Annotated in this window: 24 protein-coding genes; 8 read left to right on the top strand and 16 right to left on the bottom strand. The window is 65.3% G+C overall.

Translation table 11 applies throughout. The features are described 5' to 3' along the window. Positions 1–47 precede the first annotated feature (47 nt). Positions 48–1,397, top strand: coding sequence for an MFS transporter (locus ACTAQI_RS11520; protein WP_457945985.1), 1,350 nt, complete (start codon positions 48–50; stop codon positions 1,395–1,397). A gap of 239 nt (positions 1,398–1,636) precedes the next feature. On the opposite strand, the gene ACTAQI_RS11515 is transcribed toward ACTAQI_RS11520, so the two are convergent. The 5 genes from ACTAQI_RS11515 to ACTAQI_RS11495 all read right to left on the bottom strand — a co-directional run bounded on the left by ACTAQI_RS11515 (position 1,637) and on the right by ACTAQI_RS11495 (position 6,432). Further along, a complete protein-coding gene (locus tag ACTAQI_RS11515) occupies positions 1,637–1,843 on the bottom strand; it encodes a hypothetical protein (RefSeq protein WP_082581824.1) in 207 nt (68 codons plus the stop codon). A 326-nt stretch (positions 1,844–2,169) separates the two neighbouring features. Further along, a complete protein-coding gene (locus tag ACTAQI_RS11510) occupies positions 2,170–4,260 on the bottom strand; it encodes a beta strand repeat-containing protein (RefSeq protein WP_457945984.1) in 2,091 nt (696 codons plus the stop codon). After that, on the bottom strand, positions 4,257–4,760 hold the full coding sequence (locus tag ACTAQI_RS11505) for a hypothetical protein (RefSeq protein ID WP_457945982.1): 504 nt from the start codon (positions 4,758–4,760) through the stop codon (positions 4,257–4,259). The genes ACTAQI_RS11510 and ACTAQI_RS11505 overlap by 4 nt, the downstream gene beginning before the upstream one ends. A 1-nt stretch (position 4,761) precedes the next feature. Further along, positions 4,762–5,898 carry a COG1470 family protein gene (locus tag ACTAQI_RS11500; protein ID WP_457945981.1) on the bottom strand — a complete coding sequence of 379 codons (1,137 nt, stop codon included), beginning with the start codon at positions 5,896–5,898 and terminating at the stop codon, positions 4,762–4,764. A gap of 78 nt (positions 5,899–5,976) precedes the next feature. Further along, on the bottom strand, positions 5,977–6,432 hold the full coding sequence (locus tag ACTAQI_RS11495; RefSeq protein ID WP_457945979.1) for a hypothetical protein: 456 nt from the start codon (positions 6,430–6,432) through the stop codon (positions 5,977–5,979). A gap of 699 nt (positions 6,433–7,131) precedes the next feature. On the opposite strand from ACTAQI_RS11495, the gene ACTAQI_RS11490 reads away from it, so the two are divergent. Beyond that, on the top strand, positions 7,132–7,932 hold the full coding sequence (locus ACTAQI_RS11490; RefSeq protein ID WP_457945977.1) for a response regulator transcription factor: 801 nt from the start codon (positions 7,132–7,134) through the stop codon (positions 7,930–7,932). 228 nt (positions 7,933–8,160) lie between these two features. Continuing rightward, on the top strand, positions 8,161–9,552 hold the full coding sequence (locus ACTAQI_RS11485) for a DUF4832 domain-containing protein (RefSeq protein WP_457945975.1): 1,392 nt from the start codon (positions 8,161–8,163) through the stop codon (positions 9,550–9,552). A gap of 21 nt (positions 9,553–9,573) precedes the next feature. Here ACTAQI_RS11485 and galE read toward each other — a convergent pair whose 3' ends face one another. The 5 genes from galE to ACTAQI_RS11460 all read right to left on the bottom strand — a co-directional run bounded on the left by galE (position 9,574) and on the right by ACTAQI_RS11460 (position 16,118). Next, positions 9,574–10,608: a UDP-glucose 4-epimerase GalE gene (gene galE / locus ACTAQI_RS11480; RefSeq protein WP_457951041.1), complete on the bottom strand. Its 1,035-nt coding sequence runs from the start codon at positions 10,606–10,608 to the stop codon at positions 9,574–9,576. Beyond that, a complete protein-coding gene (locus ACTAQI_RS11475; RefSeq protein ID WP_457945973.1) occupies positions 10,604–11,686 on the bottom strand; it encodes a putative glycoside hydrolase in 1,083 nt (360 codons plus the stop codon). Before ACTAQI_RS11475 ends, galE begins: the two co-directional genes overlap by 5 nt. Beyond that, positions 11,683–13,398 carry a GT4 family glycosyltransferase PelF gene (gene pelF / locus ACTAQI_RS11470; protein WP_457945972.1) on the bottom strand — a complete coding sequence of 572 codons (1,716 nt, stop codon included), beginning with the start codon at positions 13,396–13,398 and terminating at the stop codon, positions 11,683–11,685. The genes ACTAQI_RS11475 and pelF overlap by 4 nt, the downstream gene beginning before the upstream one ends. Positions 13,399–13,474: 76 nt before the next feature. Continuing rightward, positions 13,475–14,935 (bottom strand): hypothetical protein, encoded by a 1,461-nt coding sequence (locus ACTAQI_RS11465; protein ID WP_457945971.1) that lies wholly within the window; start codon positions 14,933–14,935, stop codon positions 13,475–13,477. 721 nt (positions 14,936–15,656) lie between these two features. Beyond that, positions 15,657–16,118, bottom strand: coding sequence for an Lrp/AsnC family transcriptional regulator (locus ACTAQI_RS11460; protein ID WP_188570390.1), 462 nt, complete (start codon positions 16,116–16,118; stop codon positions 15,657–15,659). 160 nt (positions 16,119–16,278) lie between these two features. Here ACTAQI_RS11460 and pdhA point away from each other — a divergent pair, with 160 nt between their 5' ends. From pdhA to ACTAQI_RS11435, 5 genes are all read left to right on the top strand, one after another. After that, complete coding sequence (gene pdhA, locus ACTAQI_RS11455; protein WP_457945969.1) at positions 16,279–17,505, top strand: pyruvate dehydrogenase (acetyl-transferring) E1 component subunit alpha; 1,227 nt, start codon at positions 16,279–16,281, stop codon at positions 17,503–17,505. Continuing rightward, positions 17,502–18,614, top strand: a complete 1,113-nt coding sequence (locus ACTAQI_RS11450) for an alpha-ketoacid dehydrogenase subunit beta (RefSeq protein WP_457945968.1) — start codon at positions 17,502–17,504, stop codon at positions 18,612–18,614. Before pdhA ends, ACTAQI_RS11450 begins: the two co-directional genes overlap by 4 nt. Positions 18,615–18,616: 2 nt before the next feature. Continuing rightward, complete coding sequence (locus tag ACTAQI_RS11445; RefSeq protein WP_457945966.1) at positions 18,617–20,059, top strand: dihydrolipoamide acetyltransferase family protein; 1,443 nt, start codon at positions 18,617–18,619, stop codon at positions 20,057–20,059. A gap of 54 nt (positions 20,060–20,113) precedes the next feature. Beyond that, positions 20,114–21,043 carry a lipid kinase gene (locus ACTAQI_RS11440; RefSeq protein WP_457945964.1) on the top strand — a complete coding sequence of 310 codons (930 nt, stop codon included), beginning with the start codon at positions 20,114–20,116 and terminating at the stop codon, positions 21,041–21,043. A gap of 132 nt (positions 21,044–21,175) precedes the next feature. Further along, complete coding sequence (locus tag ACTAQI_RS11435; protein WP_457945963.1) at positions 21,176–21,361, top strand: hypothetical protein; 186 nt, start codon at positions 21,176–21,178, stop codon at positions 21,359–21,361. A 39-nt stretch (positions 21,362–21,400) separates the two neighbouring features. Here the strand turns inward: ACTAQI_RS11435 and ACTAQI_RS11430 are convergent, their stop codons facing one another. The 6 genes from ACTAQI_RS11430 to ACTAQI_RS11405 all read right to left on the bottom strand — a co-directional run bounded on the left by ACTAQI_RS11430 (position 21,401) and on the right by ACTAQI_RS11405 (position 25,960). Continuing rightward, positions 21,401–22,483 carry a DUF1648 domain-containing protein gene (locus ACTAQI_RS11430; protein ID WP_457945961.1) on the bottom strand — a complete coding sequence of 361 codons (1,083 nt, stop codon included), beginning with the start codon at positions 22,481–22,483 and terminating at the stop codon, positions 21,401–21,403. Further along, positions 22,480–22,872, bottom strand: coding sequence for a GntR family transcriptional regulator (locus tag ACTAQI_RS11425; RefSeq protein ID WP_457945960.1), 393 nt, complete (start codon positions 22,870–22,872; stop codon positions 22,480–22,482). Before ACTAQI_RS11425 ends, ACTAQI_RS11430 begins: the two co-directional genes overlap by 4 nt. Positions 22,873–22,978: 106 nt before the next feature. Further along, the gene (locus tag ACTAQI_RS11420) at positions 22,979–23,755 is read right to left on the bottom strand and encodes a cation transporter (protein WP_457945958.1); all 777 of its coding nucleotides are present in this window, start codon (positions 23,753–23,755) and stop codon (positions 22,979–22,981) included. Beyond that, the gene (locus ACTAQI_RS11415) at positions 23,752–24,078 is read right to left on the bottom strand and encodes an ArsR/SmtB family transcription factor (protein WP_457945956.1); all 327 of its coding nucleotides are present in this window, start codon (positions 24,076–24,078) and stop codon (positions 23,752–23,754) included. The genes ACTAQI_RS11420 and ACTAQI_RS11415 overlap by 4 nt, the downstream gene beginning before the upstream one ends. A 293-nt stretch (positions 24,079–24,371) precedes the next feature. Further along, positions 24,372–25,625 carry an RNA polymerase sigma factor gene (locus tag ACTAQI_RS11410; protein WP_457945955.1) on the bottom strand — a complete coding sequence of 418 codons (1,254 nt, stop codon included), beginning with the start codon at positions 25,623–25,625 and terminating at the stop codon, positions 24,372–24,374. After that, the gene (locus ACTAQI_RS11405; RefSeq protein WP_457945953.1) at positions 25,625–25,960 is read right to left on the bottom strand and encodes a YciI family protein; all 336 of its coding nucleotides are present in this window, start codon (positions 25,958–25,960) and stop codon (positions 25,625–25,627) included. The genes ACTAQI_RS11410 and ACTAQI_RS11405 overlap by 1 nt, the downstream gene beginning before the upstream one ends. Between the last annotated feature and the right edge of the window lie 18 nt (positions 25,961–25,978).

The following is a 25,978-nucleotide window of genomic DNA, read 5'->3' as shown; positions in this document are numbered from 1 at the left end:
TGGGGGACGCGGTCTGATAAACGCCATATCGCGAAGGAGCATTTCCAATGGCACAGAGCGTTAAATCAGCAACGGCAATGGGCAATGCCCGGTGGAAGCGGTTGATTCCCGTCGCCATCGTCGTCTACATCATCTCCTTCATGGACAGGACGAATATCGGGTTCGCCCTAAACGGACTCCATAAGGACCTGGGCATCGACGCCGCCCAGCAGGGCCTGGCTGCAGGCATCTTCTTCATCGGCTATCTTGTCCTGCAAATTCCAGGCGGCCACCTCGCCGAGCACTGGAGCGCGAAGAAGTTCGTCGGAATCATGGTGCTCATTTGGGGCATCCTGGCCGTTCTGTCCGGATTCATCCAGGATTTCACCCAACTGCTGGTGGTGCGCTTTTTCCTGGGCGTCGCCGAGGCTGGTATCTGGCCGGCGATCCTTGTCCTGATCAGCCACTGGTTCCCTGCTGCGGAGCGTGCGCGGGCCTACGCGTTCTGGATGATGAACATTGCCATCGCGTCGATCATTACGGCGCCCCTTTCCGGCTGGATTCTTTCCTTCTCGGACTGGCGGTGGCTGTTCATCATCGAGGGCATTTTCCCGTTCGTCATTGCCGCACCCCTGTGGTGGGCCCTGATCGCGGACTATCCCCGCGAGGCGTCATGGTGCTCGGTCCAGGAGCGTGAGTACATCGAGAAGGGACTTGCAGATGATGCAAAGGCACATCCCCAGCAGGAGAAGCTGGGCCTGCGCCACGTGATGTCCAACTCGGTGGTGTGGCGGCTGACCCTGGTGTACTTCCTCATCCAGATCGGCTTCTATGGCATCAATATCTGGCTCCCGCACGTGATCAAGACGATCACCTCCGGATCCTCCACGCAGGTGGGGCTGATCACCGCGATTCCGTACGTGTTGGCCATGGTCGGTCTCTGGTACAACGCCAAGGCAGCTGACCGTTCGGGCCGCTACTCAACCCACGTGCTGCTGTCGATGGCAGTCGGCGCTGTTGCATTGGTGGTTTCGGTAGCAACCGGAGACAATCTGCCGATCCTTGCGGTCACCCTCATCAGCATCGCCGTGGCCGGGGCCCTTGCCTATGACGGTCCCTTCTGGGCTTCAGCATCCCGGGCCATGCCAGTGGCCGTCGCCGGCACAGCCATGGGGCTGATCAATGCGGTGGGCAACCTCGGCGGATTCGTAGGGCCCTACGTTGGCGGTTTTCTGCAGGATGTCACGCAAGGCAGTTTCCTGGCCACATCCGTTTTCCTGGCATGTTGCCTGCTGGCCGCGGGCCTGGTGATGCTGACATTGCGGCGCAGCGGTGACAGGCCGCTGTCACGTGACCGGTTGCAGGAAGCCCATTCCGGAGGGGCGGCGGCAGACGCAGGCAGGAAGAAAGCGTCCTGATCGGTGACCCGGCATTAACTCAACGACGATGGGGGGCTGTGCCGCAAATGTGCGGCATGGCCCACCGCCGTCTCTCGGTGGCGCCGGCGGCGATGAGTCCGCCTGCCAGTGACACGGTGGTCGCTTCGGCACATGCCGTGATCAAACCGAGGTGCCGGGTGGCCAGCTTCACCACAGGAAAGCCCCTGGCCCGGTTTGAACTGGGCCAGGGACTTCCCTGTATGGGTAACGGGTGCCCGCTACTCCGCGAGCTTGGCGACGGATTGCGCCCAAATGAAGAACTTGTTGGTGCCCAGATCCTTGACAGTCTTGATGTTCAGGGCCTCTTTGAGTTTCTGGGCGTCGCTTTCGGAAAGGCCCTTCAATGCCTCCACCGGCGCTTTGGCCAGCTCGTCGATGCCCTTGTCGAGGTATTCCTTGTCGAACTTTGCGTTGATTCCAGCCATACTGTCCTCCTGGTGCTCGGTTGGGCGTCACTGTGCCGTGGGGCACACTCGCCATTGAACCACGGCAATTATCAATACGCACGAGTTATGAGCCGGGTCGGTTTTGGGGAATCGAGCGTGTCTTCCTGATACCCGCAGGCCGCCGTCGAATGTGTCGTGGCTTTCGTGGAGCGCCTTGTTTTCGACGCCCAAATTCCTTTTCGCGCGGAATATACGGGTATCGAGAATGGATGCGCGCGGCGAAAACAGAAGCCGGTGTCACTGGTAGTCACCCTGCAGCCCGGGTGGACTGCAGGGTGACGTGGCTAATGCGGTGGCGCGGGTTCTCAGAAGCCCGTTACCGAGAGATCAGTAAAGGGGGCGATCGGGGCTGTGAACGGGTTACCCGCCACGTCCGTGAGATTCGACGACGGGGTGTACGAAGGCTTGGCGGTGGAGACCCCCTGCAATGTGTTACCTGTTGCCGAGTTTCCGAGCTTGATGGTCAGGGTCTTGCCCGTGGAGTCCAACGTCAAGGTTGAAGCTCCACCGGACCCGTTGCCGCTGGGACCGAAAGTGGCCGTTGCCGTTACATAGTTGCTTCCGAGGGAAACGGTGCCGATGTTGAACCCCGTGCAGTCGCCCGTGGAGAAGCTGAGTATGTCGTTGGTTCCATTGTCAGAGAGTGTCGCGGTGCCATTGAAAGTTGTGGCGGTGCTCGCGCTGGAGCAGAACTTGGCGGGATCCATGGCTTTTGCGAACTGAATGGTGACGGTATCGCCCTTGTCCGCAGAGTTTTGCTTGGGGCCGCCGTTGGTCAGCTTCACTCCGGTGACGGTCGGTGCCACCGTGTCCTTGGTGGTGGTACCCGCAGCAGTGGCCGTGCCCGTGTTGCCCGCCGCGTCAGTCGTTGTTGCCGTGTACGTAAGGGTGCCGTCGCTCAGGGTGGAGATGTCGATCGTTGTCGACCACGACGTCCCGCTGGGGCTCACTTGGGTGGTCACCGGCTTGAGCGCGGAATCCCTAACCGTGACGCTCACGATGGTTCCCGTATCTGTGGTGCCGGTAACTTTGCTGCTTGTGCTGGCGTACATCGGTGCCGTGATGGTCAGAACCGGGGCCGCGGTGTCTTTCGTGTCCGATATTGCGACGGCCCTGCTGGTGTTCCCCGCGGCATCCTGGACGGTCGCGGTGTAGGTGACCGTCCCGTCTTTGAGTGAGCCGAGGTCCATGTTCAGCGACCAGGTGCCTCCAACCGATGTAGCCGTGCCGGTGACCGCGGCGGCAGAGCCGGGGCTCGTGGCCGTAACGGTCACGGTTGCGCCTATTTCGGCGGTTCCGGAGACAGGAACCGCAGACGAGTTGGCAAGGTTCACGTAGGTCGGCACTTTCAGGGACTGCGCCGGGGCTGGAGCATCGGTGTCTTTTATGCTCGTGGCGGTCCCGCTGGCACCCGTGTTGCCCGCGGCGTCCGTGGCTGTGGCCGCATAGGTAACAGTTCCCTGGTTCAGGCTGCCCAGGTCCAGGCTGACCGACCAGGTTCCCGTGCCGGAAGCCGTGACAGTGATGGGCACGGAGTGCGCAGCGCCAGCATCGGCGGCGGTCAGTGTGATTGTGGCTCCCGCTTCCGCGGTGCCGGTGACCGGAACTGCGGCCACGTTGCCCGAGTAAACGTAGGCGGGCACGGTCAGACCTGGTGCAGCCGGTGCCTGGGTGTCAATCTTTACAGTCTGACTCTGTGCTGAACCGGCGTTGCCCACCTTGTCCGTCGCGAAGTAGGACACTGTGTGCGTTCCGTCGCCGCTGACCGGGACGGTGGCCACTGCCGCGTTCACCATCTGCTTCGCGCCGCCGTCCACCGCGTAGGAAATGGAAGCGACGCCGGATCCGGACGTGCCGTCGTCGGCCGTGATGGTCACCGTGACGGGGCTGGTGTTGTTCCAGCCCGCGGCGTTGGCCGTAGGCGAGAGGCCCGAAACAGTGGCCACCGGGGCGGTGGAATCGTTGCTGGTGCCGCTGCTGCGCGGGCTTTCCGCTCCGGTCCACAGCGCGATCGCCGGGGTGACGGTGTAGTACCAGGTTCCGCCCTGGACGTTCTGTTCGGTGCAGTTGAGCGTGGTTACGGTTCCGGCGCAGCCGCCGGTGGCCGGAGTGCCCGTGCCGCCCGTCGCCGCAGAATAGCGGGTGACGGTGTAGCCGGTGGCGGAACTGCCGTTGACGGTGGTCCCACCGGCCCAACTGACGGTCATCGCCGAGCCCGCGGCCGCGACCGCAGGCCTGGAACCGGGCGAGAGCGTGTCAGCGGCGGCGGCCGCGTTGCTGCTGCTGGTGGTGGCGGCCCAGAACGCGTACGCGGCGGTGCCGGTCCCGAGCAGGAGCAGGAGAGCGGTGACGATCCAGGGCAGCCGGCGGGCTGGGCGGAGGAACATGGGGCTCATTTCCGGACCTCCGCCGTTACGGGAACGCTGAAGGTTGCGCCCTGGCAGGCTGCGAGCGAGGTGGTATCCATGGCGGCCGCTCCGGGGAGGGTAATGAGTGCTGATGAGTTGGCGGCAACGTAAGTTGCGGGGGAGAGCGGCGCTGCAGTTCCCCGGAAGCTGACGCCGGTGGTGGTGCAGGCCGGGTGTGCCGCGTCTGCCGTGGCGGGGCCGTTGGGGGTGACGCTGTAGACCTGCACCGGGTAGGGGTTGGGGTTGGTGAGGCGGAGTACGACGTCGGCGCTGCCGCCGGGGATGAGGGCCGTCTTCGGGTTGTCTCCGGCTACCAGGGCGTCGACGGCGACGGTTTGCATGGTGCCGGCGGCTGCGGATCCGCTGCCGCTGCCGGCAGTGGTCCAGTAGGCGTAGGCGGTACCGGCGCCGGCCGTGGCCAGAAGTCCTGCCAGGGCCGCAGCCTTGATGCCGCGGCCGGCCCGGGGCGTCCTTGCGGTGGTGGTCATCTCAGTTCCCCTGTCCTGATCCCGAGTACGTGAGCTGGAGGTTTGCGCCTTTGCAGCCGTCCTGGTTGGCGGAGCTGTCCAGCATGCCCACCCGCGGCCAAGCCTGCTGTGCCACGCCGAGCCCGGAGAGTGAGCTGCTGCCCGTTGGAACGGTGAGCGGGTACGGGCCGCTGTACTGGGTGACCGCGAAGTCCGCGGCGGAGCAGGGCAGGTTTTTCGCCACGGCGTCCGCGCTCCTGGCAATCCCCGCGATGGCTGCGGACAGGTTGGTCAGGGAGAGCGGTTTACCGGTGGGGTTGCTGATCTGCAGGTCCAGGCCGGCAGAGGTGCCGGGGGACAGGCTGCCGGGGACGTTGCCGGAGAGGGCGAACTGCTTGATGCTGGGATCCAGGACCAGTTGGACATTCGCGTAGGCGTACTGCGCCTTCCCGGACGAGTCCTTCCCGGTTGCCACCAAGTACAGGCTCGAGGTTCCTTTAGGGGACCCGTCCGTGGTGGCCACCTGGAGGGTGGTGGAGTTGCCGGTGGCGGGGCTGGGGGAGAACGACGCTGTTGCACCGGCCGGCAGTCCGCCCATGACGCTGAAGCTGACCGGCCCGCTGAGGTTGTTGCGGGTCAGCTGCAGCGTGTAGACGGCGGTGGCCCCCGGCGGGATGGTCACGGAGTCCGGGGTGGCGCTGACCGAGAACGATGTGGAGATCTTGTAGTTCACGGTGAGGCCGGCGGTGGTGCTGCCGGATACCTTGCCGCTGGTGCCCGTGATGGTGAGGGAGCTGGTGCCGGCCGGTGTACTTGCGTTGGTAGTGGCGTTCAGGGTGGCGGTTGCGCTGGCCCCGGAGCCGAGGGTGACGGACGACGGCGTGAACGCACCGCTTGCTCCTGCCGGCAGCCCCGCGGTGACCAGGTTGACGGTCCCGCCAAAGCCTCCGGTGGAGGTCACAGTCACCGTGTAGGCGGCTGACTGGCCCTGCTGGACGGACTGGCTGGCAGGGGAGACCTGCACAGTGATGCCCGGCTTCGGGATGTTCGCCGCCGCGATCAGCGATCCCGCGGTGGCCAACAACAGCAACAGCGCGACTAACGCTGCCTTGATGGCCCTCCGCTTGCGACGTTGCGGCTGCCCGTCCTGGTTGTGCACCCTGTGCCCCCTTGTTCTTCGGTGCAAATGACGGCAAGCCGGGGGCGGACTCCCACCGCCCCCGGCCCGCTCGTGTTCTTACTTGCTGGTGACGTTCACCGTGATGGTCGCGCCCTTGCAGGCGTCCTGCTTATCCGCAGTGTCGAGGAACTTTAGTGTTCCTGTACCCAGGGGCGTTCCGGTCGACGTGGCTGGGACAGGTGTCGAAGCCACGGGTGCGTCGATGGTGAACCAGTCCGCAAGACAGTTCGTCGGGTCACTCGTGACCACGCTCGCCGCCAAGGACCCGACCACGGTGCTGGAGGTGTTGGGGTTGTCCGCCGTGTAGGTCACAGTTCGTGATTCGCCTGGGGCGATGTCCTTTGAGAAGGATGTGTGTAGGACCACGTCCTTCGTCCCGGACGACGCAGCGGCGGAGCCGGTACCGGAACCGGTGGTGCTCCAGTAGGCGTATGCGGCCCCGCCGCCGGCTGCCAGCAACGTGGCGGAAAGGGCAACAGCGGCGATCTTGTTTTTCTTGGTCATTGGGCGCATGGAAAGACTCCTTGTAAATGTGATTGAGAACCCGTTCCCCCATAGGTGGCTCCATCGAGGTGCCTTCCGGTGGATCGATGACCCAATATTCGCTGGACGGAATTGGACGCATCAACACGTAGCGGTACCCGAATTTCCAGCGACTTGAGATTTTCCCCTACTTGGAAGAATCCTCAATTACTCGCATGACCATGCAGCTCACAGCGGTCAGTCCGGGGAAGGGCGGGAGCGGTTCGGGGTCGAGGGGGCGCCGACCGGGCGGCATGCCGGACGCGGCTTAGTTCCTTCGCGTCATCTTCTTCCCGCAGATCATAACCTTGCTTACTATTAGGACGGGCAGACCGCTTGCCAGCCTCTTGACCTGCGCCGATGTCCTGGAATCGCTGGCCCGGGCAAGTAGTGCCCCCTCATAAAACAGGTAGTCAGTACCGGGGTTGGCTCCAGGAAAAGTGTCTACTCTGCAATTTGATGGAGATTTGTGACGGAGCGCGCGGCGTCCACGGGGAAGCTGAGTGACCGGGTTGGCCAATCAGGTGAGTAGCATAACTTTGCACCAATCCGAGGCACATCCGGCTGCGAATGCCTACTACCGTGTAAAAGGCCCGAATTTGGATTGACTGCCAGCGCCCATGACTTTCGACATTAGGGGTTGCCAAGGAAAAGACACGGCTGGGCCAGGGAATTGATCGGGGGAATTGTTTGGAACGAGGAAAAGTCGTAGTCGTCGAGGACGACCCCGACATCCAAGTGGTGGTAGGAGGGATTCTTAAGGAAGCCGGATTCGGAATTTATGCGTTCGGCCACGGGCAGGCAGGCGTGGCCGCGGTGGACCAGCATAAACCGGAAGTTGTTGTTGTCGATCTGGGATTGCCTGACATCGACGGGTTTGAAGTGACCCGCCGCATTCGGGTTTTCAGTAATGCCTACATCCTGATTTTGACGGCAAGCAGCAGCGAAATGGATACCATCCTGGCGCTGGAGGCCGGAGCGGACGATTACCTCACCAAGCCCTTCCGGTCGCGGGAGTTGAGGTACCGGGTGGAGGCTTTGCTTCGGAGGCCCAGGCTTCGCTCTGACACGCCCCACCTCACTGTTTCATCCCTCACAGCGGACGACGCCAACGGTGCTACGGAGATCGACGTGGTGGAGTCGCCGCCGTTGGTCCTCGAACACAACGGGCTCGAGCTGCATCTTCCTACCAGGACACTGCGCAAGGACGGGGCTGAGCATCAAGGACTCACTGCCTCCGAGTTTGACCTGCTGCACGCTTTGCTGGCGGGCGGACGAAAGATTCAAAGCCGGGAGGAGCTGGCCCAGGCCTTGCGGGGAGCGCAAGGCGCACCAGAGGGAATTGAACGCGCTGCGGACGAACAGGTGATCCAGGTCCACATTGCCAATTTGCGCAGGAAACTGGGCGACAGTGCCGCAAAACCCCGCTGGGTGGAAACGGTTCACGGGTTCGGCTACCGGCTGGCGGCGCCCGAAAGCCAGGAGGACTAGCCAATACTGCATGCGTTTTCGCTGTAACCCTTGTGCATTGCCGGGTAATCAGTTTGAATTAGCGCCGTCGCGTGGGGCGACGTTTATGTAGTTCTTGGTCTCTGGTGCTTGTCACCGCTCTAGGAAGAAGCTTCTGTGAAAGCGATGCGCGGGCTGGGTGTTGTCCACTTTTTGGGGAATGTTGGTTCGCGCGGAAAAGCCGGGGGGCTGCGTCATGCGGCAGCTGCCTTGACCTTGCTGGCAGCCACGGTCTCCCTTGCCATTCCGGCAGCAACCACTGTTCCTGCGGCGACGGCCGCCGACATCAAGCCGGGGCAGTGGACCTCCCTGGCCGCCGGCCCGGCACCTGCCAGCAACCCCCTTCAAGGCTTTGTTCCCTACGCCGGGAAATATGATGCCCTGCCTTACTCGATGGAGTGGTTCTACATCCCTGTGAATGCGGTGGTTACCGGCGCCGGAACCTACAACTGGTCTGCCTTGGACTCACAGCTGAATTCCATCGCCTCCCGCGGCCACCAGGCCGTGTTCCGGTTTTATCTCGATTACCCAGGCCGGCCCACAGGGGTGCCGCAGTACCTGCTGGATGCCGGGCTGGCTACCCATTCCTATGTCGATTACGGGAACCAGGGCATCAGCGTTTCCCCAGACTATGACGACCCCCGGATGGTTCAGGCACTGGATGCCTTCATTGCCGGCTTTGGTGCCCGCTACGACGGCGATCCCCGCATCGGATTCATCGAGATGGGACTCCTGGGATTCTGGGGTGAGTGGCACACGTACCCGCATGACGGGTATGCGGCCCCGGACAACTGGTCAGCGTCAGCCACCAATCAGCAGCGCATCCTGCAGGCGTACACCACCGCCTTCACCAGGACCAAGCTGCAGGTGCGGTACCCCACAGCGGCCAACAGCAGCCTGAACGTTGGCTATCACGACGACTCCTTCGCCGCCGAAACCCTGCCCGGGACCGGCTGGAGCTTCGTGGACAAGCTCCAGCAGTCAGGAACAACGGACAAGTGGCTCACCCAGCCCGTGGGCGGCGAACTGCGCCCTGAACTCCAGGCCTGTGTTTTCGACGCGCCGGTTCCCTGCCCCTCGGTGGCGGACCCCGCCCAAAAGGACTTCCCTGGAAGCGTTGCGGCCACACATGCGTCCTGGCTTCTCAACCAATACGCGTTCAGCCCGGCATACGCGGGAGCTGCGGCGGCCAACGCAGCAGCGGCATCGGCGTCCCTGGGATACCGCTTCCAGGCAACAGGCTTTTCCCTGGCGCCCGGAACCCAGAAGGGCCAGAACGACCTCAGCGTTGCGCTGCGGAACTCCGGAACGGCGCCCTTCTACTACGACTGGCAGGTGCAGGTGGCTGCCGTCGGCTCTGACGGGAAGATCGCCAAAACCTGGCCCACCTCGTGGAAGCTGACCACACTCAAGCCCGGTATGTCCCCTACCTGGAAGACACCCATCAGCACCACCGGACTCACTGGGGGCTACTACACGCTGGTCATGCGCCCGGTGAACCCCCTGGCCAACGGGATTCCCCTGCGTTTCGCCAACGCCACCCAGGACCAGACCCTCCCAGGATGGCTCACTCTGGGCCGCAGTTACTTTCCCCCGTCCTGACGCCGGTGTGCTGCGCACCGGCTAGGGCAACGTGGGGACGGCCTCCGTACGGTAACCGGTTGGGTTGTTCTGCTGCCAGCGCCAGGAATCCGCGCACATGCTCTCCAGCGTCTCAGCAGCCTTCCAGCCGAGGTCCCGGTACGCGGAGGAGGGATCGGCAAGGCTGACGGGAGCGTCTCCGGGCCGACGGTCCGCGAGATGGTACGGAATGGCAGTCCGGGCCGCCTTTTCGAAGCTGTGGATGATCTCCAGGACGGAGTGGCCCTGGCCGCTGCCCAGGTTCCAGGTGTGCACGCCCTGGTGTTCGGCCAGGTAGTCCAGGGCAGCCGTGTGGCCGGCGGCGAGGTCCATGACGTGGATGTAGTCCCGGACGCCCGTCCCGTCGGGGGTGGGGTAGTCGCTGCCGAAGACGTTCACGGTGTGCCTGCGCCCAACCGCCACCTGGGTCACGAACGGGAAGAGATTATTGGGCGGGCCCAGGGGATCCTCGCCAATCAACCCGGAGGGATGGGCGCCAACGGGGTTGAAGTAGCGCAGGAGTGCCATCCTCCACCGCAGGTCCGAGGCCTGCAGGTCAGTGAGGATTTCCTCGATCTGCTGTTTGGTCCGGCCGTAGGGGTTGGTGGCCCCCAGCCGGCTGTCCTCCTTGAGGGGCATCTGCGGGTTGTCCCCGTACACCGTGGCGGAGGAGCTGAAGACCAGGGTCCGCACGTCATGGGCGTCCATGGATTCCAGCAGGTTCAAGGTGCCCGTGACGTTGTTGCGGTAGTAGCGCAGCGGTTCGTGGACTGATTCCCCCACTGCTTTCAGGCCGGCGAAGTGAATCACGGCATCAACGGGGTTGTGGTCAAACACGCGGTCAAGTGCCGCCCGGTCCGTGATGTCCGCCTCGAGGAACGCCAGGTCGCATCCGGCGATTTTCTGCACCCGCAGCAGCGACTCAGGCTGGGAATTGCTGAGGTTGTCGATGGCGGTGACGTCATGCCCGCCCTCAAGCAGTCGGAGGATGGTGTGGGAACCGATGTAGCCGCAGCCACCGGTGACTAGGATCTTAATGTTTCTGCCCTCGCTGATAAACGACGCCCCGCTGTGGGGGCAGGACCAGGTGTTTGGGAGCCGGCTTGCCGGCCGCATCAACCAGCCCGGAAGGCACTTTGATGCGGCGCCGGCTGCGGCCGTCATTGTTGAAATTCACCGCGGCCCAGCCGCCGGTGAACGTCCGGGACCACACGTGCCTCTGGCCTTTGGGCTGCCCCTCGGGACTTCCCAGCGACCAATCAAGCTCGGCGATGTGCTGGGTCCGGCTGTAGTCGTCATGGGCGGTGGCCACGTAGGAGCCGCGGCCGCCGCCAAAGATCCAGAACGCCGCCAGGCCGTACCTGAAATTCGGGTGGCCGTCATCCCCATCCGTTGGAACGCGCAGGATTGAAAGGCCCGGCCCGTCCGCCTGCGGAAGCTGGGCCTCGGCCGTCCGCGGATCGAACAGGTTGTCCGGGCCGTAGCCCAGCCACACTTCTTCGAACCCGCCGCCATAGGCCGCATGGGAAGCCCACCGGCCCGGCTCGCGGCGTGACTCCGCGATGTTGGGCACCAGGACTTTGCCTACACTGTTCAGCGCGGCCCCCGCAGCGTGGACGAGCTGTCCCAGGCTCTCCCGGAAGTCAGCCATGGAGGCGGCTTCCTGCACGGGAGGCTGGATTCCGTAATAGTCGTCAAAGACGTCGTTGTCCGCCATGACGCCGTCAAAGGGGGAGCCGGCCAGCTCGGCGGTGACGTTCTCCACCCAGCGGGCACGGTACCCCGGATCCCAGACCTTCATCTGCCAGTGCCCGGTGTATCCGTTCCACTCGATGCGCTCGCCGGTGAGCCGGGTGGCGAACCATGTGCCGCCGTCGTCCTCTGCCTCCCGGTGGGAAACCCCGGAACTGAAGATGGGCCCCGGCTCGTAGTCCCGGGTGGAGGACAGGCATTTGTAGCACAGGACGGTCATCTCCGGGCGCAGACGCTTGAGCTCGGCCGCCGCTTCCAACTCCCACGGCTGCAGGATGGCTGCGCGGTAATGTTCTGCGGCGAAGGTGATCTGCTCGGAAGAAATCGGATCGCCGTAGCGGATCCACGCCCCCACGCCGGTCACAGCTGCACCGCTGCCAGGACCTCCGTGGGAAGCTCAGCCTTTACTTCCACGGCCGCATGTGCTCCCACTGCAACGGGAAGGTCTCCCAGGGCGCGGTAGATCTGGTTGTAGGAGGACATCACCTCGTGCATCTGGAAGAACTCCTGCACCCGGGTGCGGGCGTTGGCGGCATAGGAGCCGTAGGCGTCGAGGTTGCCGATGACTGCCTGCACGGCATCCGCCATCTGCACCACGTTGCCCGGGGTCACCGTTTCACCGCAGGCACCGATGGTCTTCCCGTCCGTGGTCAGCAGGTCATCGGCGATGAGCTGGGCCACGCCACCAACGTCGGAACCCACCGTGGGAATGCCGGCGGCCATGGCCTCGAGGATGACGATCGGCTGGCCCTCGTTGTAGCTGGGAAGGACCAGAAGGTCGAACTGGTCAAGCATTTCCCGGACGTTGACCGTGCCGTGGATGGTGACCTTGTCCTGCAGGCCCAGGGCATCGATCTTGGCCAGGCAGGCTTCGTAGTACTCGGGCACGTGCTCGGTGGGGCCCAGGACGTCCAGGTGCAGGTTGGGGTACCCGCGCTCGGTGAGGACCTCCATGCTGGAGAGCAGGTCGAGCAGGCCCTTGATGGGGACCACGCGGGCGATGTAGACAAGCCGCCAGACGTGTTCCGATGAGTCCTGCCGGAGGTTCTCCAGGACCTGCCGGCGGGCCCGGAACTTCTCGTCGAACTCCTCGATGACCATGCCGTTGGGAACCACCACGGACTTGTCGATGTCGGTACCCAGGCGGGCCGCCTCGGTGATGGCGCTGGGGTAGAGGTAGGTGATCAGGCGTGCGCTGGGGTAGCAGAAGCGTCCCATTTCCGTCCACCACGCCATCCATGCGCGCTGCTCTGCGGTCACGTCGAAGGTCCGGTAATCGTCCGCCGTGATGGACAGGGCCATGTTGCGGTCCAGCAGGGTGTTGACGGTGTCCCTGACGTACAGGTTGTGCTCGGTCAGCAGGAAGGATGTGTCATGGTCCCTGGCCGCCGCTGCCCCAAGAAGCGAGGCGTAGCCGGTGGTGTGTGCGTGGTAGACCTTTGCCCGCGGCATCGTTTCGCCGGTGATGGCATACGCCAGGGAGAAGAAGTTCCGCAGCACCCAGAACGATTCCGCGAGCGGCAGGTTCAGCTGCGGCATGCGGTCATGCAGGGCCTGCATGAATTCCCGTGACCCGAGCAGGGCCCACAGCGGGTACTGCCGGGTGCGCTTGTTCAGGCCCTCATCGATCAGGTCCCACAGCGGATCCACCTCGCCCCGCTCGGACAACGCATAGATGGCGTCAAACAGTCGGTGCGAAAGCTCCTCGCGCTGCCGGGGGTCCATGCCCAGGTCCTTGACGGTCACCGCCATGTAGTCGTGGCGGTGTTCCTCCATGCTCAGGAAGACTGTCCGCACCCAGCGCACGTTCGCGGGCATCCCGTACAGATCCGTCAGGGGCGCGCTGGAGTCCCAGGTGATGTGGATGATGCCGTAGCTGAGGTCCGGGTTGTGGGTCACGATGTCGTGCACCACCGCCGAGACTCCGCCCTTCAAGTACGGGTACGTGGACTCCATGACGATTGCAACGTCAACCTCTTCGTACTCGACATCCCGCGGCACGGATGCGGCCGGGAGCGCTGACGGCGACGGGTTGCTGTTCCATCGGGTCTTAAGGTTCTTAAGTGTCGAGTACATGGTTGGTTTCCTCACCTGGTGTTCTGAAGGCTCAAAGCGTTTTCGGACTGACTGAGGGAATAGCGGTGGTGGCCGGTCACCACGTGGTGGCGTGCCGCCAAAAGAGCGTGTACTCGGGCTGGCTCCAGTGCCGCTTGTACAGCGTCCAGCCGACGGCGATGAGCACCATGTCCGCGGCGCCAAGAAGCAGGTAGCTGGCTGAGTGGAGGGACGAGCCGATCAGATGGGCGCCGCCGGCGAAGGCAGCGATGCAGACCGCAAGGTGCACAGCGCCGATGATCTGCGGCGTGACCTTCTCGCCGATGAAGTCCAGCTCGTAGTTCAGGAGCGTGAGCATCATGAAGGCCCACGAGGCCAGGGCGGAGGCAACGGTCAGCACCGTATTCGCGGGATCCAGTCCGGATACGGCCAGCGATACCGTGAGTGTGAGCAGGGCCGCGATGGCTCCCGTGAGAACCACCGACCGGTCCAGGACGCGGACCAGCCGGACGGAGCTGCCCTTCAGGGTGGTCACGGGCGCGGTGGCGATGTCCTTGTGCAGGCGGCCCAGGGCCCTGTCCACGCCGGGGGCCAGGTGGACGAAGTAGAAGTTGTAGGCGATCACTGCCGGAAGCATGGCGGCGAAGACGGCCACAACCTGGAACGCTCCGCCGGTCACCAGGAACAGGGCGTACTTGTCTGCCCACAGCACGGCACCCAGCAGCAGGCCGCGGACCAGGTCCGCACCGAAAACGCGGGCGCCGAGGTGCTGGGTGACGCTCAGATGGCGCAGGCCCGTGCCCATGGCAACGAGCTGGGTGGCCGTTCCCACCAGCGGCGGCAGCCACCACACCGTGGGCGCCAGGAACAGCGCCGCGGCATAGCCTGACCAGGCCGCGGCCCACAGGCCCCGGCGGTTGGCGACGTTTGCCAGTACCAGGGACTGCACGAAGAGCAGGTGCAGGACACACAACACCACGTAGTGCAGCATGGCGTTCCAGGACCAGCCGGTGGCCAGCCACAACGGAACCGCGAAGACTGCGACGAGCGGCAGGGACTGGACAAACATCAGCGGCCAGAACTGGCAGAACCGGCGGGTGATCTCGCCCAGGTTGCGCCCGGCCATGAGGTCACCGAGCACGCGGTAGACCGGCAGGCATGCAGCCTGGGCCAGCCACGGCACGGTGACCGACGATGCAAGCACCACATAGGTCAGGGGGACACCGGCAACATCGACGTCGGCCATGGCAGGACTGACAAGTGGATATACGGCGTTCAACAGGAGGACCGGCGACAAGTACAGGAGCAGCGCCGCACCCAGGCGTTCCGGGGACCGCCCTTCGGCCTGCTGGTCAGCTTTGGAGATCCGCGGGGTGACGATCAGGGCAATAGCCAGCAGGAGGGGAAGGACAGCGGCCGCCAGCACCAGAACGGGCGAGTCGATGCTCAAGAGCCGGCTGCCGAACGGCACCGAGGCTGACAGGACCAGGCCCACCACGACGAAGACGAACATCTGGCGGGCATAGGTGTCGTGCAGCAAAGATTTCAGGGACGTCATGTCTTCCTTCGGGCGGCTGGCGGGTCCAGGACGGACCCCGCGGCAGTACGACGGCGCTCGTGGCGCCTGGCAAGGTTTCAGGGCCTGCTTCCCGGCCATCCATCCGGACGGAGCGGCCGGAGGATGCGCGGCTGGAAGCAGAAGTGATGTGGGCATGGCTGGGCTGACGCCCCGATGCCCCACCGATCAGTTGTGGCTGATCGGCCGCGTACAAGGCAGCGGGTGACGTCAGCGTCGTGAACTGTTAGCGGTGGTAGGAGAGACCGGAACTAGGGGGCCGACGACGACTGGGGGATGCGCCCCGGTCTCAGGAGGGCGCATTACGCCGCCGGCCCCGGCAGAAACCCGAAATCCGCACGGATTCCGGAAACTTGTGGAGTACGTTTGTCCATCGAATGGGGCCTGCAAGAAAGGCTAAAGTGCCAGCCTCAAGACGGGGGGACTTTTTCAGTCAAGACAAAACTAATGATTTGAGTAATAGTTCCTAAGGCTTCCTTAAGGGGCGGAGACGCGTCTTAAGGACTGGCGCTGTCGACGCGCAAATCCGCCCAGGACGCGCACCCTCATCCTCGACGCGCAACTGCAGTATCGCCCCGCGCCCGCATTTTCGCTGCCGAAGTTCACCTGCGCACACGTTACTTGGGCCGCGACATGGAATCTGCGCGTCGGTGGCGACGATGCGCGTCGACGGCGGCGAGCCCAGCCAGACTACCTGCCGTTCCTACCGCGTATCGACGTCCTCGAACACCAGGAACGTCTGGGTATCCAGCACTCCCGGCATGGACTGGAGTTGGTCGAAGATGACCCGGCGCAGGTCGATGTTATCCACGGCCCGGACCAGCAGGATCACGTCGAAGTCGCCGCCCACCAGGGCGATGTGGTGCACCTCGGGGATGGCGCCCAGCTGGTCGCGGAGTTCGCGCCAGGAATCCTGCTTCAGCTTCAGCGTCACGTAGGCGGAGGACTTGAGCCCCGCCTTGATGGGGTCCACCAGTGCCGTGAACCGGGTCAGCACGCCGTCACCGGTCAGCCGGGCGATCCGGGAGTAGGCATGCGCCCGGGAGATGTGGACGTTTTCCGCCACCTGCGTCACGGACATTCGGCCATCCCGGGTCAGCTCGGCAATGATGCGCCGGTCGATCTCGTCCAGCGGAACCTCAGCAGCAGCATCCTTGCCCGGCATTTTGTCCACGACTCCCGTCGGTAATCCACGTCACAGTTACAAATCGTCTCCCATAGTAGGCACTTCTGAGCAGCTTCTCCACGATTCGCGCAGGTGCTGGATACGAAACCTCCCTCAGGACAATACTGGGAGGGAATAGTGGCTACCGAAGGACGGACCAATGACGATCTCCGCAGACCACACCGCGCCGGACACCGCCAGCCCCGCAGCAGCAGAGAATGCGCTGACGGAGGCTGTGAAGAAGTTCGGCATCACGGTGGAGGACTACATGCTCCCCGCCCGGCACCAGATCCAGATGGTGGACCCGGACGGCCGGCTCAAGCCCAAGGGCGAGCAGGGCACCCAGCCCGGCCACGAATACCCCGTGCCCGGCGACAAGGAACTGCTGGCAGCATACGAACAGCTCGTCGTCGGCCGCCGGGTCAACGACCAGAACTCCGCCCTGGTCCGGCAGGGCCGGATGGCCGTCTACCCCTCCAGCCACGGCCAGGAAGCCTGCCAGGTGGCCGCAGCCCTGTGCCTCTCAGAGAGTGACTGGATGTTCCCCACCTACCGCGACGCCGTCGCCGTGATGACCCGCGGCGTTGACCCCGTGCAGGTGATGACCATCTTCCGCGGCGACTGGCACGGCGGGTACGACCCCCTCAAGTACAAGGTGGGCATCCAGTGCACCCCGCTGACCACGCAGCTGCTGCACGCCGTCGGTGTGGCGCACGCCGCCAAGCTCCGCGGCGAGGACACCGTGGTCCTGGCCATGTGCGGCGACGGCGCCACCAGCGAAGGCGACTTCCACGAAGCCCTCAACTTCGCCGCCGTCTTCCACCTGCCCGTCATCTTCTTCGTCCAGAACAACAAGTACGCCATCTCGGTGCCGCTGGCACACCAGTCCGTGGCGCCGTCGCTCGCGCACAAGGCCGTGGGCTACGGCATGGCCGGCGAACGCGTGGACGGCAACGACGTCGTGGCGCTCCTCGCCGTCCTGGACCGCGCCGTGAAGCTGGCCCGCGAAGGCTCCGGCCCGCTGCTGGTGGAGGCCAACACTTACCGCATGCAGGCCCACACCAACGCCGACGACGACACCCGCTACCGCGAAAGCGCCGAGGTTGCTGAGTGGCGGGCCAAGGACCCGGTCAACCGGATGCGCACGTACCTGACGGACCGCGGGCTGTTGGATGACGACGGCGAGGCCCGGATCCGTGAGCACGCCGAGGCGGTTGCCGCGCAGCTGCGCGAAGGCCTCAGCGAGGACGTGCCGGTGGACCCGCAGGAGCTCTTCCGCCACGTGTTCACCGAGCCCACCCCGCAGCTGAAGGAACAGTCCGCCATGCTCGCCGACGAGCTGGCCCGCGACGCCGCCGCTACTGATTCGAAGGAGGCCGCCAAGTGAGCCCCACCATCACCACCTCGTCCGAGGCCAACGGCAACGTTTCTGCCGCAACGGCCCGTGCCGCGGCCTCCGCCGCCGCATCCGCCGAGGCCGCCGGCCCGCAGCCCGTCACCATGGCCAAGGCACTCAACACCGCCCTGGCCGACGCCATGCAGGCCGACTCCTCCGTCCTGGTCTTCGGCGAGGACGTGGGCATGCTGGGCGGTGTCTTCCGCATCACCGACGGCCTGACCGCCACGTTCGGCGAGCAGCGCTGTTTCGACACCCCGCTGGCCGAGTCCGGGATCGTGGGCATGGCCGTGGGCATGGCCATCAACGGGATGCGCCCGGTGATCGAGATGCAGTTCGACGCGTTCGCCTACCCCGCCTTCGAGCAGATCGTCAGCCACGTGGCCAAGATGCACAACCGCACGCGCGGGATGGTCAAGCTGCCCATGGTGATCCGCATCCCGTACGGCGGCGGCATCGGGGGAGTGGAGCACCACTGCGACTCCTCCGAGGCCTACTACGCCCACACCGCCGGCCTGAAGGTCTACACCCCGGCCACCGTGGCGGACGGCTACCGGATGCTCCGCGAAGCCATCGACTCCGACGATCCGGTGGTCTTCATGGAGCCCAAGAAGTTGTACTGGACCAAAGACTCGGTGGACCTGGGCGAGCTGCGGCGCCAACACACGGAAGGTACGACGGCGGGACTTGGCTCTGAGGGGAGGGCCGCCGTCGCGCGTCCCGGCACTGACGCCACGCTGATTGCCTACGGTCCGTCCGTGCCCACGGCGCTCGCCGCCGCCGAAGCGGCTGCGCTGGAGGGCCGGTCGCTGGAGGTGATTGATGTGCGGACGATTGTTCCGTTCGACGACGCCACTGTGTGCGAGTCGGTGCGGAAGACCGGCCGGGCCGTGGTGATCGCCGAGGCGCACGGCTTCGCGTCCGTGTCCTCCGAGATCGTGGCCCGGGTACAGGAGCGCTGCTTCCACTACCTGGCCGCCCCCATCCGCCGCGTGACCGGGTTCGACGTCCCGTACCCGGCACCCAAACTCGAGAAGTACTACCTGCCCGGCGTGGACCGCATCCTCGACGCCGTTGACGACCTTCAGTGGGAGAACTGACCATGAGCGAACCACGCGTGTTTTTGCTGCCGGACCTGGGCGAGGGCCTCACCGAAGCCGAACTGGTGTCCTGGCATGTCGCCGTGGGCGACGAGATTGCCGTTGACCAGCCGATCGCCGAGGTGGAGACTGCCAAGTCTGCGGTTGAGGTGCCGTCTCCCTATGCCGGGATCGTAGCCGAACTGCACGGCCAGCCCGGGGAGACCCTGGATGTGGGGAAGCCGCTGATCTCGGTGACGCCCCTTTCGTCTGGTGTCACCGCTCCGGTGTCCGCCGCGGCTGATGCCGCGCCTCCTGCTGCTGAGGCGGTAGCCGAGACCTATCGGGAAGAAGAAAAGGCCGGATCCGGGAATGTGTTGATCGGTTATGGCACTCCTGGTGGGCATGGCGTTGCCCGGCGCACCCGGGCCCGGAAGGCCGCCGTCGCCCTCGCTGAACCTGCCGAGACCACGCCGGTCAGCCTGTCCAAGGAGGACGACCTCGCCCTTCTGCGCACCCGCGTGCCCGGAAAACTTGGCGCCGTCATCTCGCCGCTGGTCCGGCGCATGGCGCGCGAACATGGCGTGGACCTCGGCGACATCTCCGGCTCCGGTGACAGCGGACTGATCATGCGCCGCGACGTGGAGGCCGCATTGCGGGCAGCTGCGCCTGCAGCAGCGCCGGAAGCTGAACCGGTACGGACTCCGGACCGGCCGTCGGCGGAGCCCGTCGAAACCCAGGGGCGGGACGCACGGACCGGGCTTGCCATCGCCGCCCGCACCCCGGTCCGCGGAGTCCGCAAGGCGGTCGCGGCAAACATGGCGCGCAGCCGGTCCGAGATTCCGGAAGCAACGGTATGGGTCGACGTGGACGCCACCGCACTGATGGAGCTGCGCGAGGGACTGAAAGCCAACGGGGCCGAGGCTCCCGGTCTGCTGGCATTCATCGCCCGGTTCGTCACGGCGGGACTGAAGAAGTACCCGGAACTCAACACCCGCATCGAGACCACTGAGGACGGGTCGCAGGAGATTCTCGCGTTCGACGGCGTCAACCTGGGCTTCGCGGCGCAGACCGACCGTGGCCTGGTGGTGCCGTCTGTCCGGGGCGCGGAGAAGCTCAGCGCACGGGAGCTCGACGGAGAGATCCGCCGGCTCACCCAGGTGGCCCGGGAAGGCAAGGCGACTCCCGCGGAACTCGGCAGCGGCACGTTCACCCTGAACAACTACGGCGTGTTCGGCGTCGACGGGTCCGCGGCGATCATCAACCACCCCGAGGTGGGCATCCTCGGCGTGGGCCGGATCATCGACAAGCCGTGGGTGGTCAATGGTGAGCTGGCAGTCCGCAAGGTCACCGAGCTTACCCTGACGTTCGACCACCGGGTGTGCGACGGCGGCACGGCCGGCGGCTTCCTCCGCTTCGTGGCCGACGCCATCGAAAACCCGAACAGCCTCCTGGCGGACATCTAGCGTCAGCCGTTGAGTGCAGGGACCTCCCAGCTCCATCAACCTAGGATGGTCCCCATGAAGGCTGCCCGAGACGCCGGCTCCGTTGCCGTGGTGATCAATGCCGGCGCGCGCCTGGCGGCGGTACCGGACCTGGCAGTGGAAAAGCTGCAAAAGGCCGGGTTGCCCATCTCCTCGGTGTATCACGTCAGGCAGGGCAGCGAACTGCCCGGAACACTCGAACGGGTGGTTGCCGGCGGCCACGACATGGTGGTTGTGGGCGGTGGTGACGGAACGGTGTCCTTTGTTGCCGGCCGGCTCGCCGGAACCGGAACCGTGCTGGGGATCCTTCCGCTGGGAACAGCCAACGACCTTGCCCGCACGCTGGAAATTCCGGGCAACCTGGACGCGGCATGCGCTGCGCTCGCGGACGGGAAGGTGGTGGACATCGATCTTGGCCGGGCGAATGGCCAGCCTTTCCTCAACGTTGCATCCGTGGGCCTGTCGGTCGGTGTTACCGAAAGCCTCAGCCCCCGCCTGAAGCGGTCCCTGGGGCCGTTGGCGTACGGCGTTGCCGCCGTACGCGCCTATTCCCGGCACAAGCCGTTCCGTGCCCGCCTCGAATTTCCGGAGGGGGACCACGAAACGCTGGAGCTGGCGGACGTGCTGCAGGTGGCCGTCGGCAACGGAAGGCATTACGGGGGCGGCAACGCGGTATCGCCGACGGCAGGCATCGATGACCACATCCTTGACGTCTATGCGATTCCCGGGGCGCCGTTCCGGGAACATGTGCGGATCGCACGGCTGCTCAAGGACGGCAGCTTTGTGGAGCGCGACGGCGTGTACCACCTGACCACCCGGCATGTCCGGCTGGTGACGGAGCCGCCGCTGCCGGTTAACCTCGACGGCGAGATCGCCACCACCACCCCCGCTGACTTCACCATCGAGCGCAACGCCGTGCACGTGGTGGTGCCGCAAGGCAGCAACGCTGCAGCGCTCGACGGATAGCGCAGCAGCAGAAAAGCGCTTCACAGCCGTGACGGTACGACGGCGGCCGCGTGCCGCCGTCGTACTTTTCCTCCGCCGTGCATGCGTGCCGTAATCTTGAAGCCTCCACCGGTCTCACAAAGGGTCAGAACCTTGCCTACTCCTGCTCCCCAGGCACCCACGCTCGGCATGCTCCAAAACCTGGGCTGGACTGCCCTCTCTTTTGGCGCTGCTGCAGTGCTGCTTCCGGCTATCGGCCTGAAGACACTTTCGAAGGCCGTTTTCCCCGGGGCGTCCAAAGCGCCCGTCATCGAGGAACGGCACTACCTGATTCAGTAACGGTCGCTGCGGACGCAGCCGCACGCCGCCGTCGGACGCTCAGCCGGAGAAGCGGAGGGTGATCACCACGCCGATCAGCGCAACGATTCCGGCCAGCAGCATCGCCGCCCTGGGGTCCCCGAAGTTCAAGGTCCATCCCAGGCCGAACCTGCGCGGAACCAGCAGTGTGGGGTCGTCCCGGTTGATGTAGATCAGGCCGCCGCGCCAGTACTTGTCGTCGTCGCGGTGTGTCAGGCCGGTGTCCTCCCCGTTCTCGGCGCGGTCCCTGTTGTTCCGGGCCAGGACCAGGACTGCTGCCGCCACGGAGGCCAGGACCGGGATCACCACCACCAGCGGCGCCCACCGGGTGACAGTCCCGGTCCACATCAACAGTGACGATCCCATCAGTCCCAGATCGATCATGGCCACCAGGCCCAGCAGTGCCTTGGCGCTGAGCGTCACGTAGTGCCGGGCCCAGCGCGAGGATCCCATGGGCCGGGCGGGGTCAAGATCGGGCCTGCTGCGGACAATTGCCGCGGCGATGCCCGCCAGCAGCGCGGTGAGGCCCAGTTGCAGGAAGACCAGCGAAAACGCTGCGCCAACCGATTTTACTTCCACCCTGTCCGGGAGACCGTTGGCGCCGTAATGCACGGCCAGGGTTTGGGGCATCGACGGGTACATCCATACGCCGATAACCACCGTCGCGGCAGCGATGATCGCAGCCGGCGCGAGCCAGCGCCAGGGGAACCGCGGGGGATTGGTCCGCAGTTCGGTGTCCACCGCAATGCCCTGGTGCAGGCCTTCGAACCAGCCGCCGGCAACTTTCGCTGCCCTGATCTCCTGGTGGGCCAGGAAAAAGCAGCCGTACCAGGTGGCCACAAGGACCAACACTGACAATGGCAGCAGCAACGGTTGCCCCGTCGCCGCCACGCTGCCCACGCCGGCCACGGCAATTACGCCCCCGCAAAGCAGGACCCTCCGCCGGTAAAGGCGCGCCTGCCCGGTCACCACCGGATCGGCGGCGTACCGGGCCGGGATCCGGACTCCGAAGGGGACCGTGCCGCTGGTGACCGACGGCAGCACCAGCGCGAGCAGAAGAACCAGCCCCAGCAGCACGAAGCCCAAGATGATGGAAACGATCATTGCGTGTCCTCCTGCCGTGTGTCGCCAAATGACTCGAGCAGCGTCCGGCAGGCCTGGAGTACCTCGTCGGCGGGTATTCCGCGGGCCACTGCCTCGGCCAGAAGAGTCCGGGCCCTTGCGGTCCAGTCGGAGGGCAGGAGTTGGTCCGCTGCAGCTCCGGTCACCACCGCGCCGGTCTTGCGGTTGAGGCGGATCAGCCCTTCCTGGCGAAGGAGATCATAGGCCTTGTTGACGGTATGGAAGTTGATGCCGAAATCGGCGGCGAGCGTCCGGGTGGACGGCAGTGAGCTGCCTTCTGTGAGTGCGCCGTGTGCGATCGCTTCCACGATCTGGTCCCGGATCTGCTGGTAGATCGGCACGTCAGCAGCCAGGTCAACGTTGAGGATCAACGCCTTTACCCCTTGCCTTTGTTCTATTAGTTATAGAACAAAGGCGTCAGTAGTGCTAGGGGTGGAGTGATCAGCATCTTTCGTGAGTGGGGTTGGTGATCCCGGCTCAGTCCGTACTGCGGATGGTCAGGGGTAGAGGCTGGGGATGGGTCTCAGGTCCGCATCCGGCACAGCATTCTTGCGCTTTACTTCCGGAGGCCGGTCCCGGGGCGCAGCAATCGTCTACGTCGGCGCCCCGCGCCGAGGCAACTCCGCCCGGGACTGGGCAGCAGACATCGCCGCGCCAGGCGTTGACGCCCTCCCGGACAGCGATCGCCGCGATAACCAGAGCGGCCCCGGCGTCCGCCCACCACCAGCCCAGCGCAGTGTTCAACACCAGCCCGGCCAGCAGAACCGCCGAGAGGTAGGTACACAGCAATGTCTGTTTCGAATCGGCCACAGCAGTCCTGGAACCCAGTTCCCGGCCTGCCCGGCGCTGGGCCCAGGACAGGACAGGCATGATCGCCAAGCTCAGGGCAGCAATCACTATCCCCGGGGTAGAGTGCTGCGCCGCGCCTCCTCCGGTGAGGGACCGGACGGCATCGACAGTGACAAATGCTGCGAGGGCAAAGAAGGAAGCGGCGATGATCCGCAGTGTCAGGTGCTCGCGGTGTTCGGGGTCTTGGGCGGAGAACTGCCAAGACAGTGCCACCGCCGAGGCGACCTCGATCACCGAATCCAGTCCGAAGCCGATCAATGCGGACGAATCAGCGACGCCGCCGGCCCACAGGGAAACTGCTGCCTCGATGAGGTTATAGGTGATGGTGGCTGCAGCGAACAGCCTGATCCGCAAACCCAGTACCGCGCGCCGTTCCTGGCTCGGCGTGTGAACTGCCGCCGTCACGCGATGCACTCCCCGTCAGGGGCGCAGCAGGCTGGGTCCACCGCGAGGACGACGCCGAGCAGGTCCCTGATCGCGTGGCCCAGCCTGGCATCGGCCAGCTCGTACCGGGTCCGCCTGCCGTCCGCTACTGCAGCAACCATGCCGCAGCCCCGCAAACACGCCAGGTGGTTGGACATGCTCTGCCGCGAGACTCCCAGGCTGTCTGCGAGGTCCGAGGGATAGGCCGGGCTGTCCGAGAGTGCGAGAAGAACCCTGGCGCGGGTGGGGTCAGAGACCGCGTAGCCAAACCTCGCCAGCACCGGAGCCTGCGTCAGCATTTCCATTTCTTCAAAGTACATCTCCGGATGTACTGACGCAAAAACCCGTCTGAGTGGCGCGGATCGCGGCGGCCTCCCGCCGCCGTCGTGCCTTAAGATCTTTTTCGCATTAGGGTCTTTACGCACTGGCAGCTGCTTATTAGAGTGGAACGCGTCATAGTCCGGATGGGCGCCCTGGGCGTCCGGGAAGGGGGATTGCGCATCACCGCTGACCGATACCGAAAGACAAATGACCACTACGTTGAAGGCCCCTCCTAGGAGGGGCCTTCCCTTTGCCCTTGACCTCCGCGGCTCAAGGCCTAACCCCTCAGTTCATTTATCCGGCTCCGGAGGAAACGCCGTTCCGTTTCGTTGTCCGTGAGGATCAAAGCCTCCCCGAACGCCACCCGGGCCTCCTCCAGGCGGCCAAGCCGGACCAGGAAATCGCCGCGGGCAGCGGCAAGGTACGGATAGCGTGCCAGCTGCGGTTCGATTCCGAGCTCATCCAGTTCCGCCAGGCCTTCAGCAGGACCCGCGGCGAAGCCCAGGGCAATGGCCCGGTTGAGCCGGACCACAGGGGAGGGCCACCGTTCCATGAGCAGGTCATACAGGCCCAGGATCTCCTGCCAGTCGGTATCGGACCAGGACCCACTCTCGTCGTGCACGGCCGCGATGGCCGCCATGAGGGCGAAGCGGCCCGGAGGGCGTCCAGCCAGCGACTCCCGCAGGAGTGCCGCTCCCTCTTGGATGGCCTGCTGGTCCCACCTGGACCGGTCCTGGTGCTCCAGCAGGATGACGTCACGGTGTTCGTCGAGCCGCGCATCCATGCGGGCTTCGGTGAGCAGGACCAGGGCCAGGAGTCCGGCGACGTCGCGGTCCCCGGGGAGCAGGACGCGCAGCATCCGCGCCAGCTCCAGGCCGCGCCCGGCGAGGTCACGCCGCATCAGGTCCGCTCCCGACGGGGCGGTGTGCCCGGTGGTGTAGACGAGATAGACAACGGACAGTACCCCGTCCACACGCTCGTGCAGCTCCGACGCCGCCGGCACCCGGTACGGGATCTGCGCCGCCGCGATCTTTTTCTTTGCCCTGGTGATACGCGCAGCCATGGTGGCCTCCGGGACGAGGAATGCCCGCGCCACCTCCGCGGTGGACAGTCCGCACAGCAGCCGCAACGTCAGGGCCACCTGGGCATCGGGCGCCAGGGCCGGATGGCAGCAGGTGAAGATCAGCCGCAGCCGGTCATCCGGAATATGGTCCGAATCGAAGTCTGGGAGACCGCCGTCGTAATGCTCCGGTCCAAGCAGCTTGGGCAGCGCCCGTTGCGCCGTGGCGGCACGGCGGCGCATGTCCAGGGCACGCCGCCGTGCCGCCACTGTCAGCCACGCCCCCGGACTCCTCGGGATCCCACTCCCGCCCCACGTGGACAGTGCGCTGGCATACGCGTCCTGGACGGCCTCCTCGGCGGTGTCGATGTCGCCGGCCACCCGGACCGTGGCCGCCAGCACGAAGGCCCACTCGCGGCGGTGCGCGTCAGCCACGGCGGCGGCGACCTCCGAACTGGCGGCCTGCGGCATCAGTTGGCTACCCGCACCGGCCACACCTCTACGCCGACGCCGGCCGGAACCTCCTTGGCGATCTCAAGCGCCTCGTCAAGGTCGGCTGCCTCGATGAGGTAGTAGCCGCCCAGGGTCTCCTTGGACTCCGCGAACGGGCCGTCCGTGACCAGGAACCCGCCGGCCCCGTCGCGGCGGAGGGACGTCGCCGTGGAGGAGGGGTGCAGGGCGGCTCCGCCGAGCAGGGACGGGCCACGCCGCTGCTGGAACTCCTGGTAACTGGCGCTGATGGATTCCCCTTCGGCCTGCCGGGCCACCGCTTCATCCTGGTAGATCAGGATCAGGTACTTGGACATGTCGTGCTCCTTTGTCGT

It is taken from the genome of Pseudarthrobacter sp. alpha12b (genome assembly GCF_054130495.1).
The sequence above is the reverse complement of the archived record's forward strand: the minus strand, read 5'-3'. Positions and strand labels throughout refer to the sequence as shown.